The sequence below is a fragment of the Novosphingobium umbonatum genome (assembly GCF_004005905.1).
GTDB lineage: Bacteria > Pseudomonadota > Alphaproteobacteria > Sphingomonadales > Sphingomonadaceae > Novosphingobium > Novosphingobium umbonatum.
Genome location: NZ_SACO01000004.1, coordinates 58,304 through 77,756 on the forward strand (window position 1 = coordinate 58,304; position 19,453 = coordinate 77,756).

General features: G+C 60.9%; 17 protein-coding genes and 1 riboswitch. Of the genes, 12 read left to right on the forward strand and 5 right to left on the reverse strand.

The genetic code is table 11. The features are described from left to right. Position 1: 1 nt before the first annotated feature. Complete coding sequence (locus EOE18_RS06690; protein ID WP_246027300.1) at positions 2–397, reverse strand: globin domain-containing protein; 396 nt, start codon at positions 395–397, stop codon at positions 2–4. 126 nt (positions 398–523) lie between these two features. After that, positions 524–633: riboswitch (TPP riboswitch) on the forward strand. Between the two features lie 33 nt (positions 634–666). On the opposite strand from EOE18_RS06690, the gene EOE18_RS06695 reads away from it, so the two are divergent. The 3 genes from EOE18_RS06695 to pnuC are packed head-to-tail and all read left to right on the forward strand — an operon-like array spanning position 667 to position 4,696. Then, positions 667–2,970, forward strand: coding sequence for a TonB-dependent receptor (locus tag EOE18_RS06695; protein ID WP_164852708.1), 2,304 nt, complete (start codon positions 667–669; stop codon positions 2,968–2,970). Between the two features lie 53 nt (positions 2,971–3,023). Then, positions 3,024–4,130 (forward strand): phosphotransferase enzyme family protein, encoded by a 1,107-nt coding sequence (locus tag EOE18_RS06700; protein WP_127708055.1) that lies wholly within the window; start codon positions 3,024–3,026, stop codon positions 4,128–4,130. Next, on the forward strand, positions 4,130–4,696 hold the full coding sequence (gene pnuC, locus EOE18_RS06705) for a nicotinamide riboside transporter PnuC (protein ID WP_127707547.1): 567 nt from the start codon (positions 4,130–4,132) through the stop codon (positions 4,694–4,696). Before EOE18_RS06700 ends, pnuC begins: the two co-directional genes overlap by 1 nt. On the opposite strand, the gene EOE18_RS06710 is transcribed toward pnuC, so the two are convergent. Further along, positions 4,680–6,458, reverse strand: coding sequence for a bifunctional diguanylate cyclase/phosphodiesterase (locus EOE18_RS06710; protein WP_164852682.1), 1,779 nt, complete (start codon positions 6,456–6,458; stop codon positions 4,680–4,682). The genes pnuC and EOE18_RS06710 overlap by 17 nt on opposite strands. Positions 6,459–6,650: 192 nt before the next feature. Between EOE18_RS06710 and EOE18_RS06715 the strand changes: the two genes are divergently transcribed. The 3 genes from EOE18_RS06715 to EOE18_RS06725 are packed head-to-tail and all read left to right on the forward strand — an operon-like array spanning position 6,651 to position 8,586. Beyond that, positions 6,651–7,085, forward strand: a complete 435-nt coding sequence (locus EOE18_RS06715) for a ketosteroid isomerase-related protein (RefSeq protein ID WP_127707551.1) — start codon at positions 6,651–6,653, stop codon at positions 7,083–7,085. Continuing rightward, entirely contained in the window at positions 7,082–7,666 is a 585-nt protein-coding gene (locus tag EOE18_RS06720) for a GNAT family N-acetyltransferase (RefSeq protein ID WP_127707553.1), read from the forward strand. The genes EOE18_RS06715 and EOE18_RS06720 overlap by 4 nt, the downstream gene beginning before the upstream one ends. After that, on the forward strand, positions 7,666–8,586 hold the full coding sequence (locus EOE18_RS06725; protein ID WP_127707555.1) for a carbon-nitrogen hydrolase family protein: 921 nt from the start codon (positions 7,666–7,668) through the stop codon (positions 8,584–8,586). Before EOE18_RS06720 ends, EOE18_RS06725 begins: the two co-directional genes overlap by 1 nt. On the opposite strand, the gene EOE18_RS06730 is transcribed toward EOE18_RS06725, so the two are convergent. Beyond that, positions 8,583–9,065, reverse strand: a complete 483-nt coding sequence (locus tag EOE18_RS06730; RefSeq protein ID WP_127707557.1) for a heme-degrading domain-containing protein — start codon at positions 9,063–9,065, stop codon at positions 8,583–8,585. The two genes, EOE18_RS06725 and EOE18_RS06730, sit on opposite strands and share 4 nt — an antisense overlap. 120 nt (positions 9,066–9,185) lie before the next feature. On the opposite strand from EOE18_RS06730, the gene EOE18_RS06735 reads away from it, so the two are divergent. Further along, complete coding sequence (locus EOE18_RS06735) at positions 9,186–9,842, forward strand: TetR/AcrR family transcriptional regulator (RefSeq protein ID WP_127707559.1); 657 nt, start codon at positions 9,186–9,188, stop codon at positions 9,840–9,842. 68 nt (positions 9,843–9,910) lie between these two features. On the opposite strand, the gene EOE18_RS06740 is transcribed toward EOE18_RS06735, so the two are convergent. Continuing rightward, positions 9,911–11,023, reverse strand: coding sequence for an S-(hydroxymethyl)glutathione dehydrogenase/class III alcohol dehydrogenase (locus EOE18_RS06740; RefSeq protein WP_127707561.1), 1,113 nt, complete (start codon positions 11,021–11,023; stop codon positions 9,911–9,913). Positions 11,024–11,120: 97 nt separating this feature from the next. On the opposite strand from EOE18_RS06740, the gene EOE18_RS06745 reads away from it, so the two are divergent. Next, a complete protein-coding gene (locus EOE18_RS06745; RefSeq protein WP_127707563.1) occupies positions 11,121–11,996 on the forward strand; it encodes a LysR family transcriptional regulator in 876 nt (291 codons plus the stop codon). A 30-nt stretch (positions 11,997–12,026) separates the two neighbouring features. Here EOE18_RS06745 and EOE18_RS06750 read toward each other — a convergent pair whose 3' ends face one another. Then, positions 12,027–13,076: a LacI family DNA-binding transcriptional regulator gene (locus EOE18_RS06750; RefSeq protein ID WP_164852683.1), complete on the reverse strand. Its 1,050-nt coding sequence runs from the start codon at positions 13,074–13,076 to the stop codon at positions 12,027–12,029. Positions 13,077–13,326: 250 nt separating this feature from the next. Here EOE18_RS06750 and EOE18_RS06755 point away from each other — a divergent pair, with 250 nt between their 5' ends. The 4 genes from EOE18_RS06755 to EOE18_RS18930 all read left to right on the forward strand — a co-directional run bounded on the left by EOE18_RS06755 (position 13,327) and on the right by EOE18_RS18930 (position 19,451). Continuing rightward, positions 13,327–16,149: a TonB-dependent receptor plug domain-containing protein gene (locus EOE18_RS06755; RefSeq protein ID WP_164852684.1), complete on the forward strand. Its 2,823-nt coding sequence runs from the start codon at positions 13,327–13,329 to the stop codon at positions 16,147–16,149. A gap of 65 nt (positions 16,150–16,214) precedes the next feature. Then, positions 16,215–17,594 (forward strand): alpha/beta hydrolase family protein, encoded by a 1,380-nt coding sequence (locus EOE18_RS06760; RefSeq protein ID WP_127707569.1) that lies wholly within the window; start codon positions 16,215–16,217, stop codon positions 17,592–17,594. Positions 17,595–17,597: 3 nt separating this feature from the next. Then, a complete protein-coding gene (locus EOE18_RS06765) occupies positions 17,598–19,280 on the forward strand; it encodes a carboxylesterase/lipase family protein (RefSeq protein WP_127707571.1) in 1,683 nt (560 codons plus the stop codon). Positions 19,281–19,328: 48 nt separating this feature from the next. Further along, a complete protein-coding gene (locus tag EOE18_RS18930) occupies positions 19,329–19,451 on the forward strand; it encodes a hypothetical protein (protein WP_281278038.1) in 123 nt (40 codons plus the stop codon). Positions 19,452–19,453: the final 2 nt, after the last annotated feature.

Genomic DNA, 19,453 nt, shown 5'->3' on the forward strand with positions numbered 1-19,453 from the left:
ATCAACCGTCCCCGTTTTCGGGTTTGTTGATCATATGCCAGCCCAAAGCATCGATCTTGTCCAGAATGGCCGTGGCCAGAGGCGATGGCGGCACGATCTCGCCCCATGCCTGATGAAAGCACAGCAGCCAGCCTTCCACTTCCGCTCGCCCGATCGGCGCGACAAAATGGCGCATGCGCAGGCGGGGATGGCCATATTTATCGGTATAGAGCGGCGATCCGCCCAGCCATCCGGTCAGATATTCATAAAGCTTTTCCTCTGCATTGGCCAAGGATGGCGGATGGGCAGCCCGTGTGGCGGCCGCAGCGGGCAGACTGTCCATCAGCACATAGAACCGGCGGCAGAGCGCACGCACCATCTTTTCGCCGCCCAGCGCGTCATAAGGGGTCTGGTCCAAGCAATATTCTCCATCTGCGCGTCGGCCCTAGTTCGCCCGCCTATAGCTTTCCGGCCACAGAAAGCCAGCCATCTGGCAGACTGTACCATCGGGGGCTTTTCACAAGGCGCAAGAACGCCTAGGGGGAGGCCATCCCCGGGGGGCCGCTATCGCGCGGCTGAGAGGTGGTCAGCAGACCACGACCCGCTGAACCTGATCCGGTTGATACCGGCGTAGGGAGGGTTGGCGGCAGGTCCGTTGTCTCTCCCTTTGGCATGCGAGAGATGATGATGGCTGAAAATTTCCCCACAATCCTGACCCGTAGCAGCCTTTTGGCCTTTGTCCTGACCGGCACGGTCATGGCCTCGCCCGCCATGGCGGCGGAAGGGGAAGAACCATCGGCGATCCGCGTTCTGGGCCATCCTGATCCCGAAGGCCTGTTGCCCGATCAAACCGCGCCCAAAGTGGTCAGCGCCATCTCGGCCGATTTCATCACCAAGCAGGCGCCCACGCTCAATGCGTTCCAATTGGTGGGCCTGTTGCCCGGCGCCAATGCGGCCAGCACCGACCCCTATGGCCTGTCGGCCAGTTCCAGCCTGACCCTGCGCGGTTTGGGACAGGACAAGATCGGCGTGTTGATGGAAGGCGCGCCGCAAAATGATATTGGCTATTACTACGCCTATCCATCGCAATTCGCCGATGCGGAAAATGTGCGGCAAGTGGCCCTGTCGCAGGGCAATGTCGATCTGGATTCCCCAGTGCTGGGCGCGGCCGGTGGCCTGTTGTCGCTCAGCCTGGATGATCCGTCGGCAAAGCGCGGGGCCTTGGTCAATCTTTCGCTCGGGTCCTATAATGAGCGGCGCGGTTTTGTCCGTGTCGACACTGGCACGATGGGCGATAGCGGGCTGCGCGCCTTTGTTTCCTATTCCAATAACCGTGCCGACAATTGGCGCGGGGCCGGTTTTGACATGCGCAACCATGTCGATGGCAAGTTGCTGAAGGAATGGGGGCAGGGCAATCGCGCCAGTCTGGCTGTCTCGTTCAATTCGGCCAAGACATCGACCTATCCCGCCCCGACGCTGGCCGATTGGCAGGCCTATGGCCGTGGGTATAATTACAGCCAGACCTATACGGCGGGCGATACGGCCTATTGGCGGTTCTATCGCGCGCCTTTCCGCAATGTCTATCTGTCCGCGCCGGTGCATCTGCAACTCGATGATCGCCTGACGCTGGACACCACCACCTATCTGCAATGGGGCTATGGCAATTCGCCCTATGGCACGCAATTGACCACCACCGGCAATTATCTGGGCACTGAACCGCTGACCCAGCCAGTGTCCCTGCCCGGCGCGGATGCCAGCGGTCTGGCCACGGTTTTGGGCAATTGGACCGGCAACCAGTTCCGTGGCGGCAATGTGACCAAGCTGGTGCTGCAGGCCGGTGCCCATCGCCTGACGGCGGGCCTTTGGTATGATTACGGCAATGATCGCGTGACCCAATCCTATACTTCGGTGGGCGCCGATGGCACGCCGGTGGATGAATGGGGCTATCAAAGCAAGGCGATCAAGACCGCTGATGGCCGCTTGCTGGCCTATGAAAACATCAGGACGATCACCAAGGCTCAGGCTTTCTTTGTGGCCGACAGCATTGCCCTTGGCTCGCAGTGGAAAATTGATCTGGGCTTCAAGGGCGTCAATATTCAGCGCAACGGCCGCAATTATCTGCCCGGACCACAAGGTGCGGTGCATTATGACAGCTTTGCCGCGCTGCCCCGTGCCGCCGTGCATTTCCGCATTGATGATCGTCAGCAACTCTTTGCCAACATCAGCACCAGTTTCAGCGCGCCGACCGAATTCGCCCTCTATAACAGCTATTGGGGTGGCGATATCAGCACCAAGGGCACCAGCGCGCTCAAGAATGAATATACGCTCTCGCAAGAGCTGGGCTATCGCTATATCGGCCCCAATCTCTCCTTCTCGTTGGCGGCGTTCCATTACCATTTCCGCAACCGACAGGTCGCCACGGTGATCAACAATGGCGGGGCCTTGGTCAATTCGACCATCAATGGCGGCGGCCAGACCTCCTATGGTCTGGATGGCGAGATCGATTGGCGTCCGGCCAAGGGGGTGAGCCTTTATGTTTCGGGCGAATATTTGCGCACCCGTCTGGAGAATGATCTGGAAGTGGGCGGCGACTATCTGCCCACGCGGGGCAAGCAGGCGGTGTCCAGCCCCAAATTCCAGTTCGGTGTCGGCAGCACCTATGATGACGGCCTGCTGTTTGGCAGCACGGCGCTCAAATATCTGGGCCGCCAATATTCCACCTTCATGAATGACGAGAGCATTCCGGCCTATGCCACGCTGGATCTGGCGCTGGGTCTGCATCTGGGGGGGCTGCTGGATGGCAAGCGCACCGATTTGCGCGTCAATGCCATCAATATCACCAATCCTCGCGTGCTGTCGGGCGTGATGAGTGTCGGCTTTAACGCGCAGGATACGGTGGGGCGCAATGGTACGGTAATCGGCGCTTCGGCACCGGCCTATTACATCGGCGGCGGGCGCGCCTTTGTCGCCACGCTGTCGCGCGCGTTTTGAGCGCGTAACCGGTGAGTGCGGGCGCTTCGCCAGCGGGGCACCTTGTCCATGGCATGGGCAAGGAACTGGAGAAACCGGTCTGGCCCGCGATCACGCGTGACGAGGCCGAGGCGGTGCTGGCCTTGTTTGCGCAGGCGGGGGATTTGCAGGCTTTATGCTGGCATTCCCCGCGGCCCTTTTCCGCAGCGGTTCTGGTGGAGACGGAGCGAGGCCGTTTCTTCCTCAAACGCCATCATGCGCGCCTGCGCTCGCCAGTATCTTTGGCGCAGGAGCATGGCTTCATGCGTCATTTGAGGGCGCAGGGCATTCCCGTCCCCGAAGTGATGGTGGCGCATGGCGGGCAAACCGCCGTGGCGCAGGGCGATTGGACCTATGAATTGCACCGCATGGGGCAGGGGCAGGACCTCTATCGCGAGGCGCCATCATGGACCGGTTTTCAGCACATTGCCCATGCCTCGGCGGCAGGCAATGCTTTGGGGCGATTGCATCGGGCTGCCCAATCCTATCATGCCGCTGCGCGCGGGCCTGATCCCCTGATCGCCAGTTGCACCATTCTGCCCGCCGATGATCCTATGGGGGCGGCCAAGGCCTATGTGGCGGCGCGTCCGGCCTTGGCGGGTTTCCTGAGTAAGCGCCCTTGGCAGGCCGAGCTGGCGCGGGTTCTGGCAAATGCCCCTGCGGATTTGGCGGCAAGGCTGGCCGCGCAGCCTAGGCTGTGGACGCATAATGATTGGCACCCGTCCAACCTCCTGTGGTCGCCGGAGGGGGAGGTGGCCTGTGTGTTCGACTTCGGCTTGGCCACGCGGACCTTTGCCCTGCATGATCTGGCTACGGCCATCGAGCGTTGCGCTATCCCTTGGCTGGATTGGCAGGAGGGCACGGCTATCAAAGGTGACGCAAGGGCGGCTTTGGCCTTGATCGAGGGCTATCGGCAGGAGTGCGCGTTAAGCGCCGATGATCTAGCCACTATGCTCGATTTGCTCCCTTTGGTGCATGTCGAATTTGCCCTGTCGGAAGTAGATTATTTCGCGGGGCTGGTCGGCGATGCGGCACAGGCGCAGCAGGCTTGGCAGGCCTATCTGATCGACCATGCCGACTGGTTTGCAAGCCCGTCGGGGGAGGACTTCCTTGGGCACATGCGCGAAGGTCTGGGCCTGTGATGCTGTCGCTGGAAAGCTTGGGCGTGGCGGTCAGCCTGCTGGGCATTGGGCTGACGGCGCGGCGGGTGATGCTGTGCTGGCCGGTCAATCTTGTGGCCTGTGCGCTCTATTTCAAATTGTTTTACGATGTGCGGCTCTATGCCGATATGGTGCTGCAAGCGCTGTTCGGTCTGGCCATCCTCTATGGCTGGATAGTGTGGCGTCGCGGGCAGGGCGATGATGGCAGGGTGGTGGTGCGCGCTCTATCGCTGCCTCTGGCCATGGCGGGGCTGGCGGCGGGAGCAGGCGGGGCCGTGCTGATCGGATGGTTCACCAGCCATTATACCGATGCCTCGCTGCCCTGGATGGATGCCACGCTCAGCAGTTTCAGTCTGGTGGCGCAGGTGTGGTCTGCGCGGCGCCATGCGGCCAATTGGCTGCTGTGGGTGTTGGTCGATGTGCTCTATGTCGGCATGTTTGCCATCAAGGGCCTGTGGCAGACGGCGGGGCTTTATGGGCTTTTCGTGGGGCTGGCCATCATCGGTTATCGCCAATGGCGCAAGGCCGAGCTTACGCCCGCCGTTTGAGCGGCTTTTGCCGGGCAGGCGGCAGGATGGTTTGCACCGGACAGGCCCGCCGTTCGGCCAGCCATCCCTCCAGCACATGGGCCGGCATGGGTTGGGCCAGCAAATAGCCCTGAAACTCGTCGCAACCGCGTGCCATCAGATGGTTCAACTGCTCGGGCCGTTCAATGCCCTCGGCAATCACCTTGTGGCCCAGCGCCTTGGACACGGTCAGAATGGCGGTCAACATCGCCTCGGTCTTGGGATCGGCGCCGATGCTGGCCACCAGCGAACGATCCACCTTCAATGCATCATAATCAAGGCGGGCCAGTTGCGAGAGGTTGGAATAGCCGATGCCGAAATCGTCGATGGAAATGGCAATCCCTGCCTCGCGCAAGGCGTCGACTCTTTCGCGTGTGCGTGAGAAATCGGCCATGGCGATGGTTTCGGTGATTTCCAGTTCCAGCAATTCGGGCGCTACGCCATAGGTCTGGATCGATTCCAGCACGGTTTCGACAAAGCCGGGCCGTTCAAATTGTACCGGCGAAACATTGACGGCCACCTTGATGGCCAGTCCCGCCTCTTGCCATGCCCGTGTCTGACGCAGGGCGATGCGCAAAATGGCCTCGCCCATCGGCACCATCAGCCCGCATTGTTCGGCAATGCCGATGAAAATATCCGGCGATACCGGCCCCAATCCGGGGCAGGACCAACGTGCAAGGGCCTCCACTCCGCTGACCTGCATGGTTCTTGCGTCGAATTTGGGCTGATAATGCAGGTCCAGCGTTTCCTGTTCGACCGCGCGGTGCAATTCGCGCTCGATCAACGCGCGTTCTTCGACCTTTTCGCGCAAAGAAGCGTCAAAGAACATGAAGCCATTCTTGCCCGCTTCCTTGGCGCGATACATGGCGATATCGGCATAGGTCAGCAGCGCGGCAGGCGTGGCCGCATCTTCGGGCATGCGGGCCAGCCCCATGCTAGCGGTGACGAAAACCTGATTTTTGAACACGGTGAAGCTTTGGGCAAAGGCCTCCTGAATGCGGGTCGCGATGACCGTCAGATCCTCGCGGCTGAAATGGCCGGGCAGCAGCAGCAGGAATTCATCACCGGCAAAACGGGCAAAGACCGGACGGGTGGGGCAGCTTTGGCACAATTCGCCAAAGGCGGTGGTGCAACTGTCCAGATCGGCCAGTGACATTTGCAAGCCCTGCGTCACCACGCGGTCTGCCACTTGCCGCAACAGATCATCGCCCGCGTCATGGCCCAGCGTATCATTGACCCGTTTGAACCCGTCCAGATCGATAAAGACAATCGCTCCCGCACAGGTTTCGGGCGGCATTTGCTGGGCCAGAGACAAGACATGCGAAATGACCGCACGGTTGGGCAGGCCGGTGACCGCATCGGTATAGGCCAGCACATTCATGCGCAGGATATTGCTGTTGAGCCGTGAGACCATTGCGCGGAAACTATCGGCCAATCCCCCCACCTCGCAGGCGCAATCGACCTCGACCGGCCGGTCGAAATCGCCCGCGACCAGCGCCTGTGTGCTTTGACGCAGGGAACGGATCATACCGGCCAGCTTGTTGGCGGCCAGATAGTTGATCGCCATGGGCAGGGCCAGCAGCAGCAGCAGCGCCGCAATGGCCAAACCGCCCTTGGCGCCGCTTAACCAATGGCTGGCCAGCCATAGCGTGGCCGAAGTGGTGACACCCGCCATCAGCGCGAAACGCACGGGAATGCTGTTCAGCCCGCGGCCCTTGCCGACAAAATGGTCGTTCCAAGCCATGCGCTTCCCAACTCTCCTGATATCTTTGCTATGGCTTTGCGCTTTTGCCCTGAACATCACGATAAGTTTTATGGTGATGTAGATTCTGACAGGAGACTAAGCGATGATGCGTAAATCGCCGCGCCAGCCCCCGCGACAAGTCCGCCATCCTTTGCTAGACGCGCGATGCAAAGCCCCTTGGAGAGAATGTGTATGAGCCTTCCTGCCCCTCACCAGCCTGTTTTGGATGTGTTGGCCAGCTATTATGCCGCCTTCAACCGTCAGGATGTGAAAGGCATGTGCAAGCTTTTGGCCGAAACAATCGTCCATGAGCCGAGCCAAGGGCAGGCGCGCCATGGGCTGGAGGCTTTCCGGGCCTTTCTGGCGCATATGAACAATTGCTATGCCGAACAGGTGATCGATCCGGTGTTCATGGTTTCGGCCAATGGCACGCGCGCGGCGGCGGAATTCATGCTCGACGGGCGCTATCTGGTCAGCGATGAAGGCCTGCCCCCCGCCAGCGGCCAGACCTATCGCCTGCGGGTCGGGGCTTTCTTTGAATTGGCCGATGGCAAGATCACCCGCATTTCCAACCATTACAATCTGGCCGACTGGATTGCTCAAGTGGAAGGGAGCGCCAAGGTATGATCACGGTTGAACCTTTGAGCGGCGACGCCCTGCGCGCGGCGATCCCCGATCTGGCCCGTTTGCGCTGCACGGTCTTTGCCCAATGGCCCTATCTCTATCACGGCGATCCTTCCTATGAGAGCGATTATCTGCGTGATTTCGCCGTGGCCGAAGGCGCGGTGATCATTGCGGCAAAAGATGGCGATGCGATCATCGGCATCGCCACGGCCTCGCCCATGAGTGGCCAGAAGCCGGACTATCAGGCCAAATTTGCCGAGCGCGGGATCGATGTCGCCTCGCTCTATTATTTCGGGGAAAGCGTGCTGCTGCCGCAATATCGCGGGCGCGGGCTGGGCCATGCTTTCTTTGACCACCGCGAGCAACAGGCCCGCCTGCATGGCGCCAAGGCGGCGACTTTTTGCGGCGTGATCCGCCCCGCCGACCATCCGGCGCGCCCTGCCGATTACAGCCCGCTCGATGCCTTCTGGCAAAAGCGCGGTTATGCGATGATCCCGGGCTTGATCGCCCATTTCTCCTGGGCCGATATTGGCGATGGAGAGCAGAGCGAGAAGCCGATGCAATATTGGATGAAGGCGCTATAATGGCCTTTATCATCGCGCTGGCGCAATATCCCATTGATGCCCTGCCCGATTGGGCTGCCTATCAGGCCAAGCTGACGCATTGGGTGGAGGAAGCAGCCGCTGGCGGCGCGGCGCTGGCGGTATTCCCTGAATATGGCGCGATGGAACTGGCCAGCCTCGATCCGGCGACGGCGGGTGATCTTCAAGGCTCGCTGGCCTCGGTCGCGGCGTTGATGCCGCAAGTAGACGGGCTGCATGCCGAACTGGCCGCGCGCCATGGGATGCATATTCTGGCGGCCAGTGGACCGGTGCTGGTGGATGGGCTTTATGTGAACCGCGCCCGCCTGTTCACCCCCGATGGCAAGGCCAGCTATCAGGACAAATTGATGATGACCCGTTTCGAGGCCGAGGAATGGGGTATTGCGCCCGCCTCGGCGGTGGGGTCGCCCTTGCGCCTGTTTGAAACGGCCTTGGGGCGTTTGGCGATTGCCATTTGCTATGACAGCGAATTTCCGTTGATTGCCCGCGCCTGTGTCGAGGCGGGCGTGCAATTGCTGTTGGTGCCCAGCTGCACCGATACGCCGCAGGGCTATTGGCGGGTGCGGATCGGATCGCAGGCCCGCGCCTTGGAAGGGCAGATGCTGGTCGCGCAATCGCCCACCATTGGCGAGGCTGCATGGTCTCCGGCGGTGGATGTGAACCACGGGGCGGCAGGGCTCTATGGCCCGCCCGATGGGCCAAAGGGGGGCGATTGGCGCCTGCCCGCCAATGGCGTGTTGGCCATGGGCGAGATGGACCGTGCGCAATGGCTGTTTGCCGAGGTGGATTTGGATGTTGTCGCCCAATTGCGCGCCCATGGCGGGGTGTTGTTGGCGCGCCATTGGGAAAGGCAACCGGGGGCAGCGCCTCTGCCCGTGGTTGAGGTGGTCGATCTGGTTTAAGCCTGAGCTGGGCCTTTTTGCCAGTCCTGCAACGCGGACAAAGCGTCCAGCACCATCAGATGATCGTCCAGTTGCGGCAGGCCGGAGACGGCCACCACGCCCACCATGCCCACGCCCGTTACGCGCAGGGGCACCGCGCCCCCGGCTGCGGCATAGGTCTGGTGGTCCAGCCCATAGCGTTCAAAACTGCCCTCCTTGGCCGCGAATTTCTGGGCCATGGCATAGCTGGAGCGTTGATAGCGCCAGACTAGCGCCACCTTGCGTTTGATCCAGCCCTGATTATCGGCGGTGGCACCGGGCAAGAGCGTCGAAAACAGGCAGGTGGGACCGAGGCAAATCTCTATCGCAATCGGCAAATGTCCGGCGGCGCCTTTCTCGCGCAAATAGCAGCCCAGCCACCACGCATCATCCACGCTAAAGCGCGAGAGGATCAGCGCCTCTTCCTGCTGCAACAGCGCTTCGAGCGAAGGGGTGGTCATGGCATAGGCTCCTTTGGCGGCGGGCTTAGCGCAAGGGGCGGCAGGGTGGGAAGGGCTGCTACCAAGGAACAAGCGGAAAAGATTTGTCGATTTTGTCCGTCCTGTGCCAAGGGCACCGCCATGAAAGAAGGGGAGTTGGACAGATTGCCGCCGTTACCGCCTGACCACAAGCCAAGCAGCGAACTGCGCCCCAAGCGCGCGGGCGTGGCGGTGGTGGGAACCTCGCCCAAGGGCGCGGCGCGGCGTGAGGAGATCCTGCAAGGCTTGATGGGCAAAATTGCGCGGCAGGAATTGCGCAATCCCTCGCTGCGCGAAATCGGGCGTTCGTTAAAGATCGAACCGGCCCATATCCTTTATTATTTCGGCAGCCGTGAAGCTCTGCTGCAAAGCGTGATCATGCGTTGGGACGAAGAGGCCCGCGCCGCCGCGCCCGATCAGGTGGTGACGCTGGACGGTTTCGCCAACTTGCTCAAGCGTAACATTGCCATTCCCGGCGTGGTCCATCTCTATCTCAATTTCGCCGCCGAAGCGGTCGATCCGGCCCATCCCGCGCATGATTTCTTCAGGCAGCGTTTTGACCGTGTGGCCATGGCCCTGTCCCAACGGATCGAGGAGGAGCAGGCGCAGGGCCGCATCGCAGGCCATATCGACCCACAATCCACCGCCCGTCAATTGATCGCCATGGCGGATGGTTTGCAATTGCAATCGCTGGTCAATCCCGGCGTCAACGCCTTGCAATATATGCTGGATGCGATTTCCCAATTGCGGCGGCCATAGGGATCTGGCCGAAAACATCGGGATAAATGCGCGGGGCGAGCCTTAACCCACCCCGCGCATGGGTTGGATCAGAACACGATCACGCTGCGGATCGACTTGCCTGCGTGCATCAGGTCAAAGGCGGTGTTGATCTCCTCCAGACCCATCACATGGGTGATCATCGGGTCGATCTCGATCTTGCCCTGCATATACATGTCGACAATCTTGGGCACATCGGTGCGGCCCTTGGCCCCGCCAAAAGCTGTGCCGCGCCAATTGCGGCCCGTGACCAGCTGGAACGGGCGAGTGGCGATTTCCTTGCCCGCTTCGGCCACGCCGATGATGATGCTGGTGCCCCAACCGCGATGGCAGGCCTCCAGCGCGGTGCGCATCACTTCGGTGTTGCCCGTGGCGTCAAACGTGTAATCGGCCCCGCCATCGGTCATCAACACGATCTTGGCCACCACATCCTCGCGGTTCATGTCTCGCGTGTTGAGGAAATCGGTCATGCCGAACTTACGGCCCCATTCCTCGCGATCGGGATTGATGTCGACGCCGATGATCTTGTTCGCGCCAGCCAGACGCGCGCCCTGAATGACATTGAGGCCAATGCCGCCCAGGCCGAACACCACCACATTGTCGCCCACTTGCACCTTTGCGGTGTTGATCACCGCGCCAACGCCGGTCGTCACGCCGCAACCAATATAGCACGAGGTCTGGAAGGGCGCGTCCTCGCGGATTTTCGCCACGGCGATTTCGGGCAGGACGGTGAAGTTCGAAAAGGTCGAGCAGCCCATGTAATGGAAGATCGGTTGACCTTTATAGCTGAAGCGCGTGGTGCCATCGGGCATCAGCCCCTTGCCCTGCGTGGCGCGGATCGCGGTGCACAGGTTGGTCTTGCCCGACAGGCAGCTTTTGCACTGGCGGCATTCGGGGGTGTAGAGCGGGATGACATGGTCGCCCGGCTTGACCGAGGTAACACCCGCGCCCACCTCGCGCACGATGCCTGCGCCTTCATGGCCCAGCACGCTGGGAAAAATACCTTCGGAGTCAAAGCCATCGAGCGTATAGGCATCGGTGTGGCACACGCCGGTGGCCATGATTTCCACCAGAACCTCGCCGGCCTTGGGGCCTTCCAGATCCAGCTCAACAATTTCCAACGGGGTCTTGGGCGCAAAGGCCACGGCGGCGCGGGTCTTCATGGGGATTTTCTCCTTATCTCTCCATTGGCCTTGCTATATAATCAATGATATTGGGATAAAGGGCTTATCTGGAATACATTGTTGCAGGAATGGCATAATGGCTGCGTGGGAGGGGATCGAGGAAGCGGTGATGGTGGCCCAAATGGGCAGCTTTGTCCGCGCGGCGCAAAGGCTGAACACCGCGCCCTCCAATGTCAGCCGCGCGATTGACCGGTTGGAGCAAAGGCTGAAAACACGCCTGTTTACCCGCACCACCCGCGTGGTGAAACTGACCGATAGCGGGCGCTTGCTGATCACCCGCTTTGCCCGATTGGTCGCGGAAAGGGACGAGGCCTTTGCCACGCTGGACAGCGGGGGCGAACCGCATGGCGATTTGCGCATCACCTGTTCGGCGGCGATGGGGGAGCGCTTTGTGGCCCCGATCATGCGCGAATTATGCCGCAAGCATCCCCAGTTATCGATCCATCTCAACCTGACCAATCGCGTGGTGGATTTGGTGGGGGAGGGCTATGATCTGGCGATACGTACCGGCGATCTGACCGATTCCCGCCTCATCTGCACCCAGATTGCCCAAAGGCGCGTGCTGACCTGCGCCTCGCCCGCCTATCTGGCGCAGCATGGCACACCGGCCAAGGTGGGCGATCTGGCGCAACATGCCTGTCTGGTGGGCACATCGGATGAATGGCGTTTTCGCCAGAATGGCGAGACCGTGCTGTGGCGGGCGCAGGGGCGGTGGCATTGCAACAATGGCCATGCCATCGTGGCCGCCGCGCGCGAGGATATGGGCATTTGCCATTTGCCCGAATTTTATGTGTCGGAGGATATCAAGAACGGGCGATTGGCCGTGATCCTTGACCAGTTCCGGCAGGCTGATGAATCGATCTGGGCGGTCTATCCCTCGCGCCGCCATCTGTCGGCTCGGGTGCAGGTGGCGATCGAAGCTTTGCGGCAGGCCATGCCCTCGGTCATTTGACCCGAGTTTCCACTGCCTTGCGGTGTCGTGCTATCCCGAAATATCGGCCACGGATTGACGCAGTTTGAGTTCATAGTCGATCTGCACGCACCGCGCTTCCCATTCCTTGCCCTCCAAGGTCGCGGCGATCAGCGCATCGGCGGCCATGCGCGCCATGGCGATGGTGGGTTGGCTGACGGTGGAAATGCGCGGCCATGTCGATTGCGAGATCAACAAGCCGCCAAAGCCGAAAATGGACAATTGGGCGGGCACTTGCAGGCCCCGTTCAAAGGCCATGGCCAAAACGCCTGCGGCCATTTCATCATTGGCGGCGAAAATGGCGGTGGGGGGTATTGCGCTGTCCATCATGGCCGCGCCTGCCTTCAGACCGGAATCAAAGGTGAAGGCGCCTTGCTCTATCTGCAATTGCGTATCGGGCACGTTGGCCATGGCATCGCGCAACCCGTCAAGGCGCGGTGTATGGGCAAAATGGGAAGCAGGGCCGGTGATATAGCCCAGACGGCGATGCCCCTGCGCCAGCAGATAGGCCCCAATCTCGCGCCCCGCGGCATAATTGTCGATCACCAAACACAGGCCACGGTCCAGTTGGGTGCCCGGATTCATGCGGGCATAACGGACCTGCCGCGCGTCCAGTTCATCCAGCAGCCAATCACAGTCGCACAGCGGCGGCATCAGCAAAAGGCCGTCAAAGCTGACCGCATCGAAACAATCGTCCAGCCAAGCCCGCCCCGCTTCGGCATCGCTGGAATCGATGTTCTCGGTCACCAGATGAAATCCTGCCTGTTGGCAGGATTGCAGCATGCCGGTGATAATATCGGCCAGATAGCTGGGCAGGCGGTTGCCTTCATCCAGCTTATGGATCGCGGCGCTGTCGCTCACCAGCAGGCCCAGCATCGAGGAGCGCCCTCCGCGCAATTGCTGGGCGGCGCGGTTGGGGCGGAAATTCAGCTCTTCCATCGCCTGTTCAACCTTGCGGCGATAGTCTTCCCCCACCTTGGGATGTTTGTTCAGCACCCGCGAAACGGTCTTGAACGAGACGCCGGCATGTTTGGCGATATCGATAATAGTCGGGCGTGTCATACTGACGCGTTCAGCTTTCATCCAAGGCGGTTCACAGCCTTGGTCTGTTTCGGTTGCGGGCGTCAATGTCAAATTTTCGCCACTCGCCGCGACCGAAACCCAAATTCAATCATGACTGCCACCAAACTGATAGCGCGTTTGGCCTCGGTTTGGATCAATGAACACCCATAAGCAAAATGTCGGGACGTGGCGCATCATGCGAAGCCGGAAAGTGCTTTGCGCTTGCCCGTCCTGTTTATGGGAGGACAAGATGAGAAAGCTTCAGGCCATTTTTTTGGCGGGTACCGGTCTGGTATCCGGCCTGTTCGTGGCAGGTCAGGCATCGGCGCAAGAGGCAACCCCTTCGGCGCAGGACATCATTGTCACCGGTTCGCGCGTGGTGAAAAATGGCGACAATAGCCCCACGCCGGTCACCGTGGTCACCACCGAAAATCTGGTCAATCTGCGCCCGACCAGCCTGACGGAATCGATCAACACCTTGCCGGTTTTCTCCGGATCGCGCGGGCAATTGAGCAATCCGGGCGTTTCGGGCGGCGTGTCGGGCGGCAATGGCAGCGCGGCGCAGCTTAATCTGCGCAACCTTGGCGGGGTGCGCAATCTGGTGCTGCTCGATGGCCGCCGTGTTCCGCCCACTTCCTATACCAATATCGTGGACGCCGATGTAATCCCCCAATTGCTGGTCAAGCGGGTGGATACAGTGACGGGCGGCGTGTCGGCGGTCTATGGTTCGGATGCGGTGTCGGGCGTGGTCAATTTTGTCACCGACACCAAGTTTGAGGGGCTTAAAGTGCAGGCCCAGATGGGCGTGTCGACCTATGGCGACAACCCTTCGCAGCAGGCGGCTCTGGCATGGGGCACTAAATTTGCCGAAGGGCGCGGCCATTTCGAAGTCAGCTATGAATATCGCAACGATGACGGCATCCTGCGCCGTTCACAGCGCAGCTGGTACAACCGCGCCGTGGTGGTGGGCAATGGCACAACCATCCCCTATTCGCTGATCACCAATGGCACGCTGGCGGCCCAGCCTTTTGGCGGCAAGATCATCTCCTGCGGGACCGGTTGCGCCTTGGCAGGCCAGTATTTTGCCAGCAATGGCGTGCTCAGCCCCTTTGTCAACGGCACGACCTATAGCGGCACCACCACGCAAAGCGGCGGTGCGGGTGGCTATCTGGACATGTCGCTGAAAGCGGCGCAGCGTTCGCACCAGATCTATGCGCGCACCGATTATGACTTTAACGACAATATCCACGGCTTCTTCACGCTGAGCGGCAATTTCAAGCGCAACCTGTCCTATGGCGGCGACCTGAGCCTTGCCAATTATACGCTGTCCACCGCCAATGCTTTCCTGCCTGCCGCCTATGCCGCGCAAATGCCGGGCTCGACTTTCGTGCTGAGCGAGATCAACACCCAGATCGAGCGCGCCCGTTACGAGCCCAAGACCCGCCAGTTGATGGCCATTGCCGGCCTTGAGGGTAAGCTGGGCAATTACAACTGGAACCTGTCCTATGTGTATGGCGATTCCCGCCTGTCCACGACCAGTTCCAATCAGGTCAACAATCAAAAGCTGTCGGCGGCTTTGGATGCCGTGAGCACGGCCAGCGGGCCTGCCTGCTATGCCGCGACACAGGCCGCAACCGCCTCGGCCTATGCCGGTTGCACGCCGCTCAACCTGTTCGGCCCCTCGGCAGCCAGCGCGGCGGCGCTCAACTATATCATGGACACGACCACTTACGTGGCCACCACGCGCCAGCATGACTTTAACGCCTCAATTTCGGGCAGCCCGTTCAGCACATGGGCCGGTGAAGTGACCGCAGCCCTGTCGGGTGAATGGCGTTATCAGTCCTTCATCTCGCAAAGCACGGCAACGCCCTCGATGTATGCCGATTGCACCAATCTGCGTTACAATTGCGTGGCGACCGGTGCGCGCACGCTGCTTTATGCCAACACTTTGGCGTCCAACCCGCATGTGTCGCAATCGGTGATGGAATTGGCGGGCGAAGTGAATGTGCCGCTGCTCAAAGATGCGCCGTTGGTCAAATCGCTGGGGCTGAATGCAGCGGCGCGTTACACCAAATATAACACGGTGGGCACCTATTGGACGTGGAAGCTGGGCGCGGATTGGCACATTGTCGACGGGCTGCGTTTCCGTGGCACGATCAGCCGCGATATTCGCGCGCCTACGCTCAACGACCTGTTCGCCGCCACTTCGGTCACGATGGTGACCAATCAGGACCTGAAGACCGGCGCTACCAACCTGCTGCCTTCGGTGAATGTGTCCAACCCCAATCTGACCGCCGAAATTGGCCGGACCCTGACCGCCGGTCTGGTGATGAAGCCCGCTTTTCTGCCCGGTTTCAGCCTGGCCGTGGACTATTATGACATCAAGGTCAGCAATGCGATCACCACGGTGCAGGGTTTCCAGCCCACCATCCAGCAGGGCTGCAACAGCGGCGGTCTGGCGGTCTATTGCGGCCTGATCCAGCGTGATAGCAGCGGCGCGGTGACGGCTTGGTATGTGCAGCCGATCAACCTGTCCAAGGTCACCACCTATGGTCTGGACGTAGAGGCCAATTACAATGGCTCGATCGGCAGCCACAAGCTGGCCCTGCGCGGTCTGGCCGCCTATCAGCCGCATATCCGTTATATCCAGCCCGGTGTGGCCGTGATTGATCAGGGCGGGGTGGCCTTTGGCACCAATGGTTTGACGGCCAGCCCATCGTGGCGCCTGACTGCCACGGCCAGCTTTAACGTCAATGACAACCTGCGCGTCGATACGATCTATCGCTGGCGCAATGCGCTCAAGCTGTGGGGTGATCCCACGGTGGCCTGGGCTGCAGGGCAGGGCAAAGTCGCACCCTTTGGCCAGTTGGGTGTGAACCTGTCGCAAACGGTCAACCTGTCGAGCGGCAGGAAGGTGGAGATGTTCCTCAACATCCAGAACCTGCTCAACGCCAAGCCGCCGGTGGCCAATGCGCCGGGTACGGCCACTTCGCCGGGCGGGTTTGGTGGCTTTGTGGTCACCGATGATCCGGTGGGCCGCTACTTCACCCTCGGCTTGCGCGCCAAGCTCTAAGGGGTGATGCGAGGGGCTGCCTTTGCGGCGGCCCTTTACATCCGTTGCGGGAAAGACAGGAAAGCATGACAGGCAAAAGCAGCCTATGGTGGCGCGGGATTTTGGGCATGGCGGGGGCCTTGGGCCTTGTCGCGGGCACCCATACGGCGATGGCACAGGATGCGGTCAACACGCGGTTTATCCGCGTGGCGCAGGGGGTGCCGTCTGTGCTCTATACGCCCGCGACCATGGGGCCAAAGTCGGCCACCGCCGTGTTGATTATGCATTCGGCCGCGGATTATCTGGCCTTCCCCGGTTGCACCCAATTGGCGCAACGCGGCTATCAGGCGCTTTGTGTCAACAATAGCACCAGCAAGTCGGGCGCCTTCAATGATGGCGTGCTCGATCAGGTGCTGCTGGAAATCAAGGCGGCGATGCAGGTCTTGCGCGCGCAACCGGGCGTGCGGCGTGTGGTGCTGCTGGGCCATAGTGGCGGCGGCACGGTGATGAGCGCCTATCAGATGATCGCCGAGGGTGGGGTGAAAACCTGCCAAGGGGCCGAGAAGATCTGGAAATGCCCCGATACGCTGGCCGGTATGCCACCGGCGGACGGGATCATGCTGGTCGATTCCAATTGGGGGCTGGGCGCGATGACCCTGTTCAGCCTCGATCCGGCGGTGCAGGACGAGGCCCATGCCACGCGGCTTGATCCGGCGCTCGACATGTTCGATCCGGCCAACGGGTTTGGCGCCTCCGGCTCGAACTATTCCCCTGCCTTCACCGCCCGTTTTCTGGCCGTCGAGGCGCAGCGCAGCCGCGCGATCACCGCCAAAGCACAGGCGGCCATGGATGATTTGCGCAGCGGCAAGGGGCCATTTGCCGATGATGCCCCCTTTACCGTGGCCGGAGCCAGCCTGTTGGGTGGCAATAACAAATTGTTTTCCCAAGATGTCAGCCTGATGGCGCGCACCAAAGCGGCCTATCCCCTGATCCATGCCGATGGTTCGCAAAGCGTGCAGGTGGTGCAAACGGTGCGTGTGCCGGAAAACACCGAGAACCTCTCGCCTTCCTATCGGCGGGGGGCCTTGCGGACATCGGTGCGGTCCTATCTGTCCACCTATGCCATTCGGGTGGGCAAGGACTTCTCCTATGACGCCAGCGGCGTGACCGGTGTGGATTGGACCTCGACCTATGCCAGCCCTCCGGGCAATGTGCAGTCTATCGCCGCGCCCTTGCTGGTGATGGGGATGACCGCGCATTGGGAATTTCTGGCGGCGGAAACCATCTATAATCTGGCCCGATCAAGGGACAAATCCATCGCCTTCGTCGAAGGGGCTGACCACCTCTACAACACCTGCAAGCCTTGCGAGAAAATGCCGGGCCAGTTCGGTGATACCCAGAAAACAACCTATGATTACATCGACCAATGGCTGAGCGCTGCTGGCCGGTTTGGCGGCAAGGAGTAAGCGATGCGCTTTAGGGTTTTGACATGGGGCGTCGCGCTGTCGGCTTTGACCATGCATGGTGCGTCAATGGCGCAAACGGTCGTCCAGAACGCGCGGGAAGTGCGGGTGGAAAGCGGTTTGCTGCGCGGCGCGGCGGGGCGCGATCGGGCGGTCAATGTCTATAAAGGCGTGCCCTATGCCGCGCCGCCTGTGGGGGATTTACGTTGGCGGGCTCCCGCGCCTGTGCCCGCTTGGCAGGGCCTGCGCGATGCTGGCCAATTTGGCCCCGCCTGTCCCCAGCCGGGGGGCGACATGGCGCGCGGCCTGTCGCAGAGCGAGGATTGCCTGACCGCCAATATCTGGACCACCGCATCGGCAGGTAGCGGCGAAAAGCGCCCCGTCTACGTCTGGATCTATGGCGGCGGCTTTATCGGCGGCACCGGTGCAAGTCCTGAATTCGACGGCGAGGCCTTGGCGCGCAAGGGCATCGTCGTGGTAACGTTCAATTATCGCGTTGGCGCCTTGGGCTTTTTGGCCACACCGGAACTGAGCAAGGAAAGCCCGCAAGGCGCTTCGGGCAATTACGGCTTGATGGATCAAATCGCCATGCTGCGTTGGGTTCAGCGCAATATTGCGGCTTTTGGCGGCGATCCGGCGAAAGTAACCATCGGCGGCCAATCGGCAGGGGCGGGGTCGGTGGGCTTCCTCACCATGTCACCGCTGACGAAAGGCCTGTTCCGCGCCAGCATTGGCCAAAGCCATGCCCGTCACCCCGGCGATACGGAATTGCGCTATCTCTCGGTGTCCTATCGCCGCAAGGATGAGGCGGAGAAGGCCGGTCAGGCCTATGCCGCCGCGCATGGCAGCACCGACCTTGCGCAATTGCGCGCCATGCCGTGGCAAAAGATCATCGAGGGCAGCAACACCGTCGATATGGCGGTCGAAACCGGATCGGATGGCAAGCCGCCTTTGTTCCGACCAGTGGTTGATGGCTATGTCCTGCCGCGCAATTATGCGCAAACCTATGCCGCACAGGCGCAGAATAAAGTGACCTATGTGGCAGGCAACAACAAGGACGAGACGGGCGCGGTGCCTGAAACGGCCTTTGAACGCTTGCGCAACAATCCGCCACCGATGCGCGCGGGCATGCCGCAAACCAGCGTGACGCTGGCCGCGTTTCAGGCGGCGGCGCGGCGCAAGTTCGGGCCGATGGCAGAGGAATTCCTGCGCCTCTATCCCGCCGGTGACGATGCCACCGCCGCGATCCAGAATGACGCCGCGGCCCGCGATTGTTCGCGCATTTCCACCTTCCTTTGGGGCCAATTGTGGAGCAAGGGCTCGCCGCTGCCGGTCTACAGCTATTTCTGGACCCATGGCCCGCCCGGCCCTGATCATGACATGCGCGGGGCTTATCATGGGTCGGAAATCACCTATGCGTTCAACAGTCTGGATGCGGTGAACCGCCCATGGACGGAGCAGGATCGCCAGATCGCCGAAGTGATGTCCTCCTATTGGGCCAATATTATCGCCACCGGTAACCCCAATGGCCGCGATGGTGGTGGCCATCCCTTGCCCCTCTGGCCCGCCTATGATCGGGCACAGCCAAGGGTGATGGAATTGGGCGATCATTTCGGCCCGATACCGGTGGCCACGCCGGAACGGATTGATTTCTGGCGGCGCTTCTTTGAAGGCCAGCCACAATGGTAGGTTGATCCGGCCCGTCTCAAACCTCGCTATCAGCGCTATATTCCCGTTTTGCCCGCCGGAACGCGCATCACCAGCATTGAAAAATTTGAACAAATTGACCGTGAAGGTCTGGAAATCCATTATACCAATTGCCAAACCCAATGGTGGCAGGTGATCGAATTCCCCGACTGAGG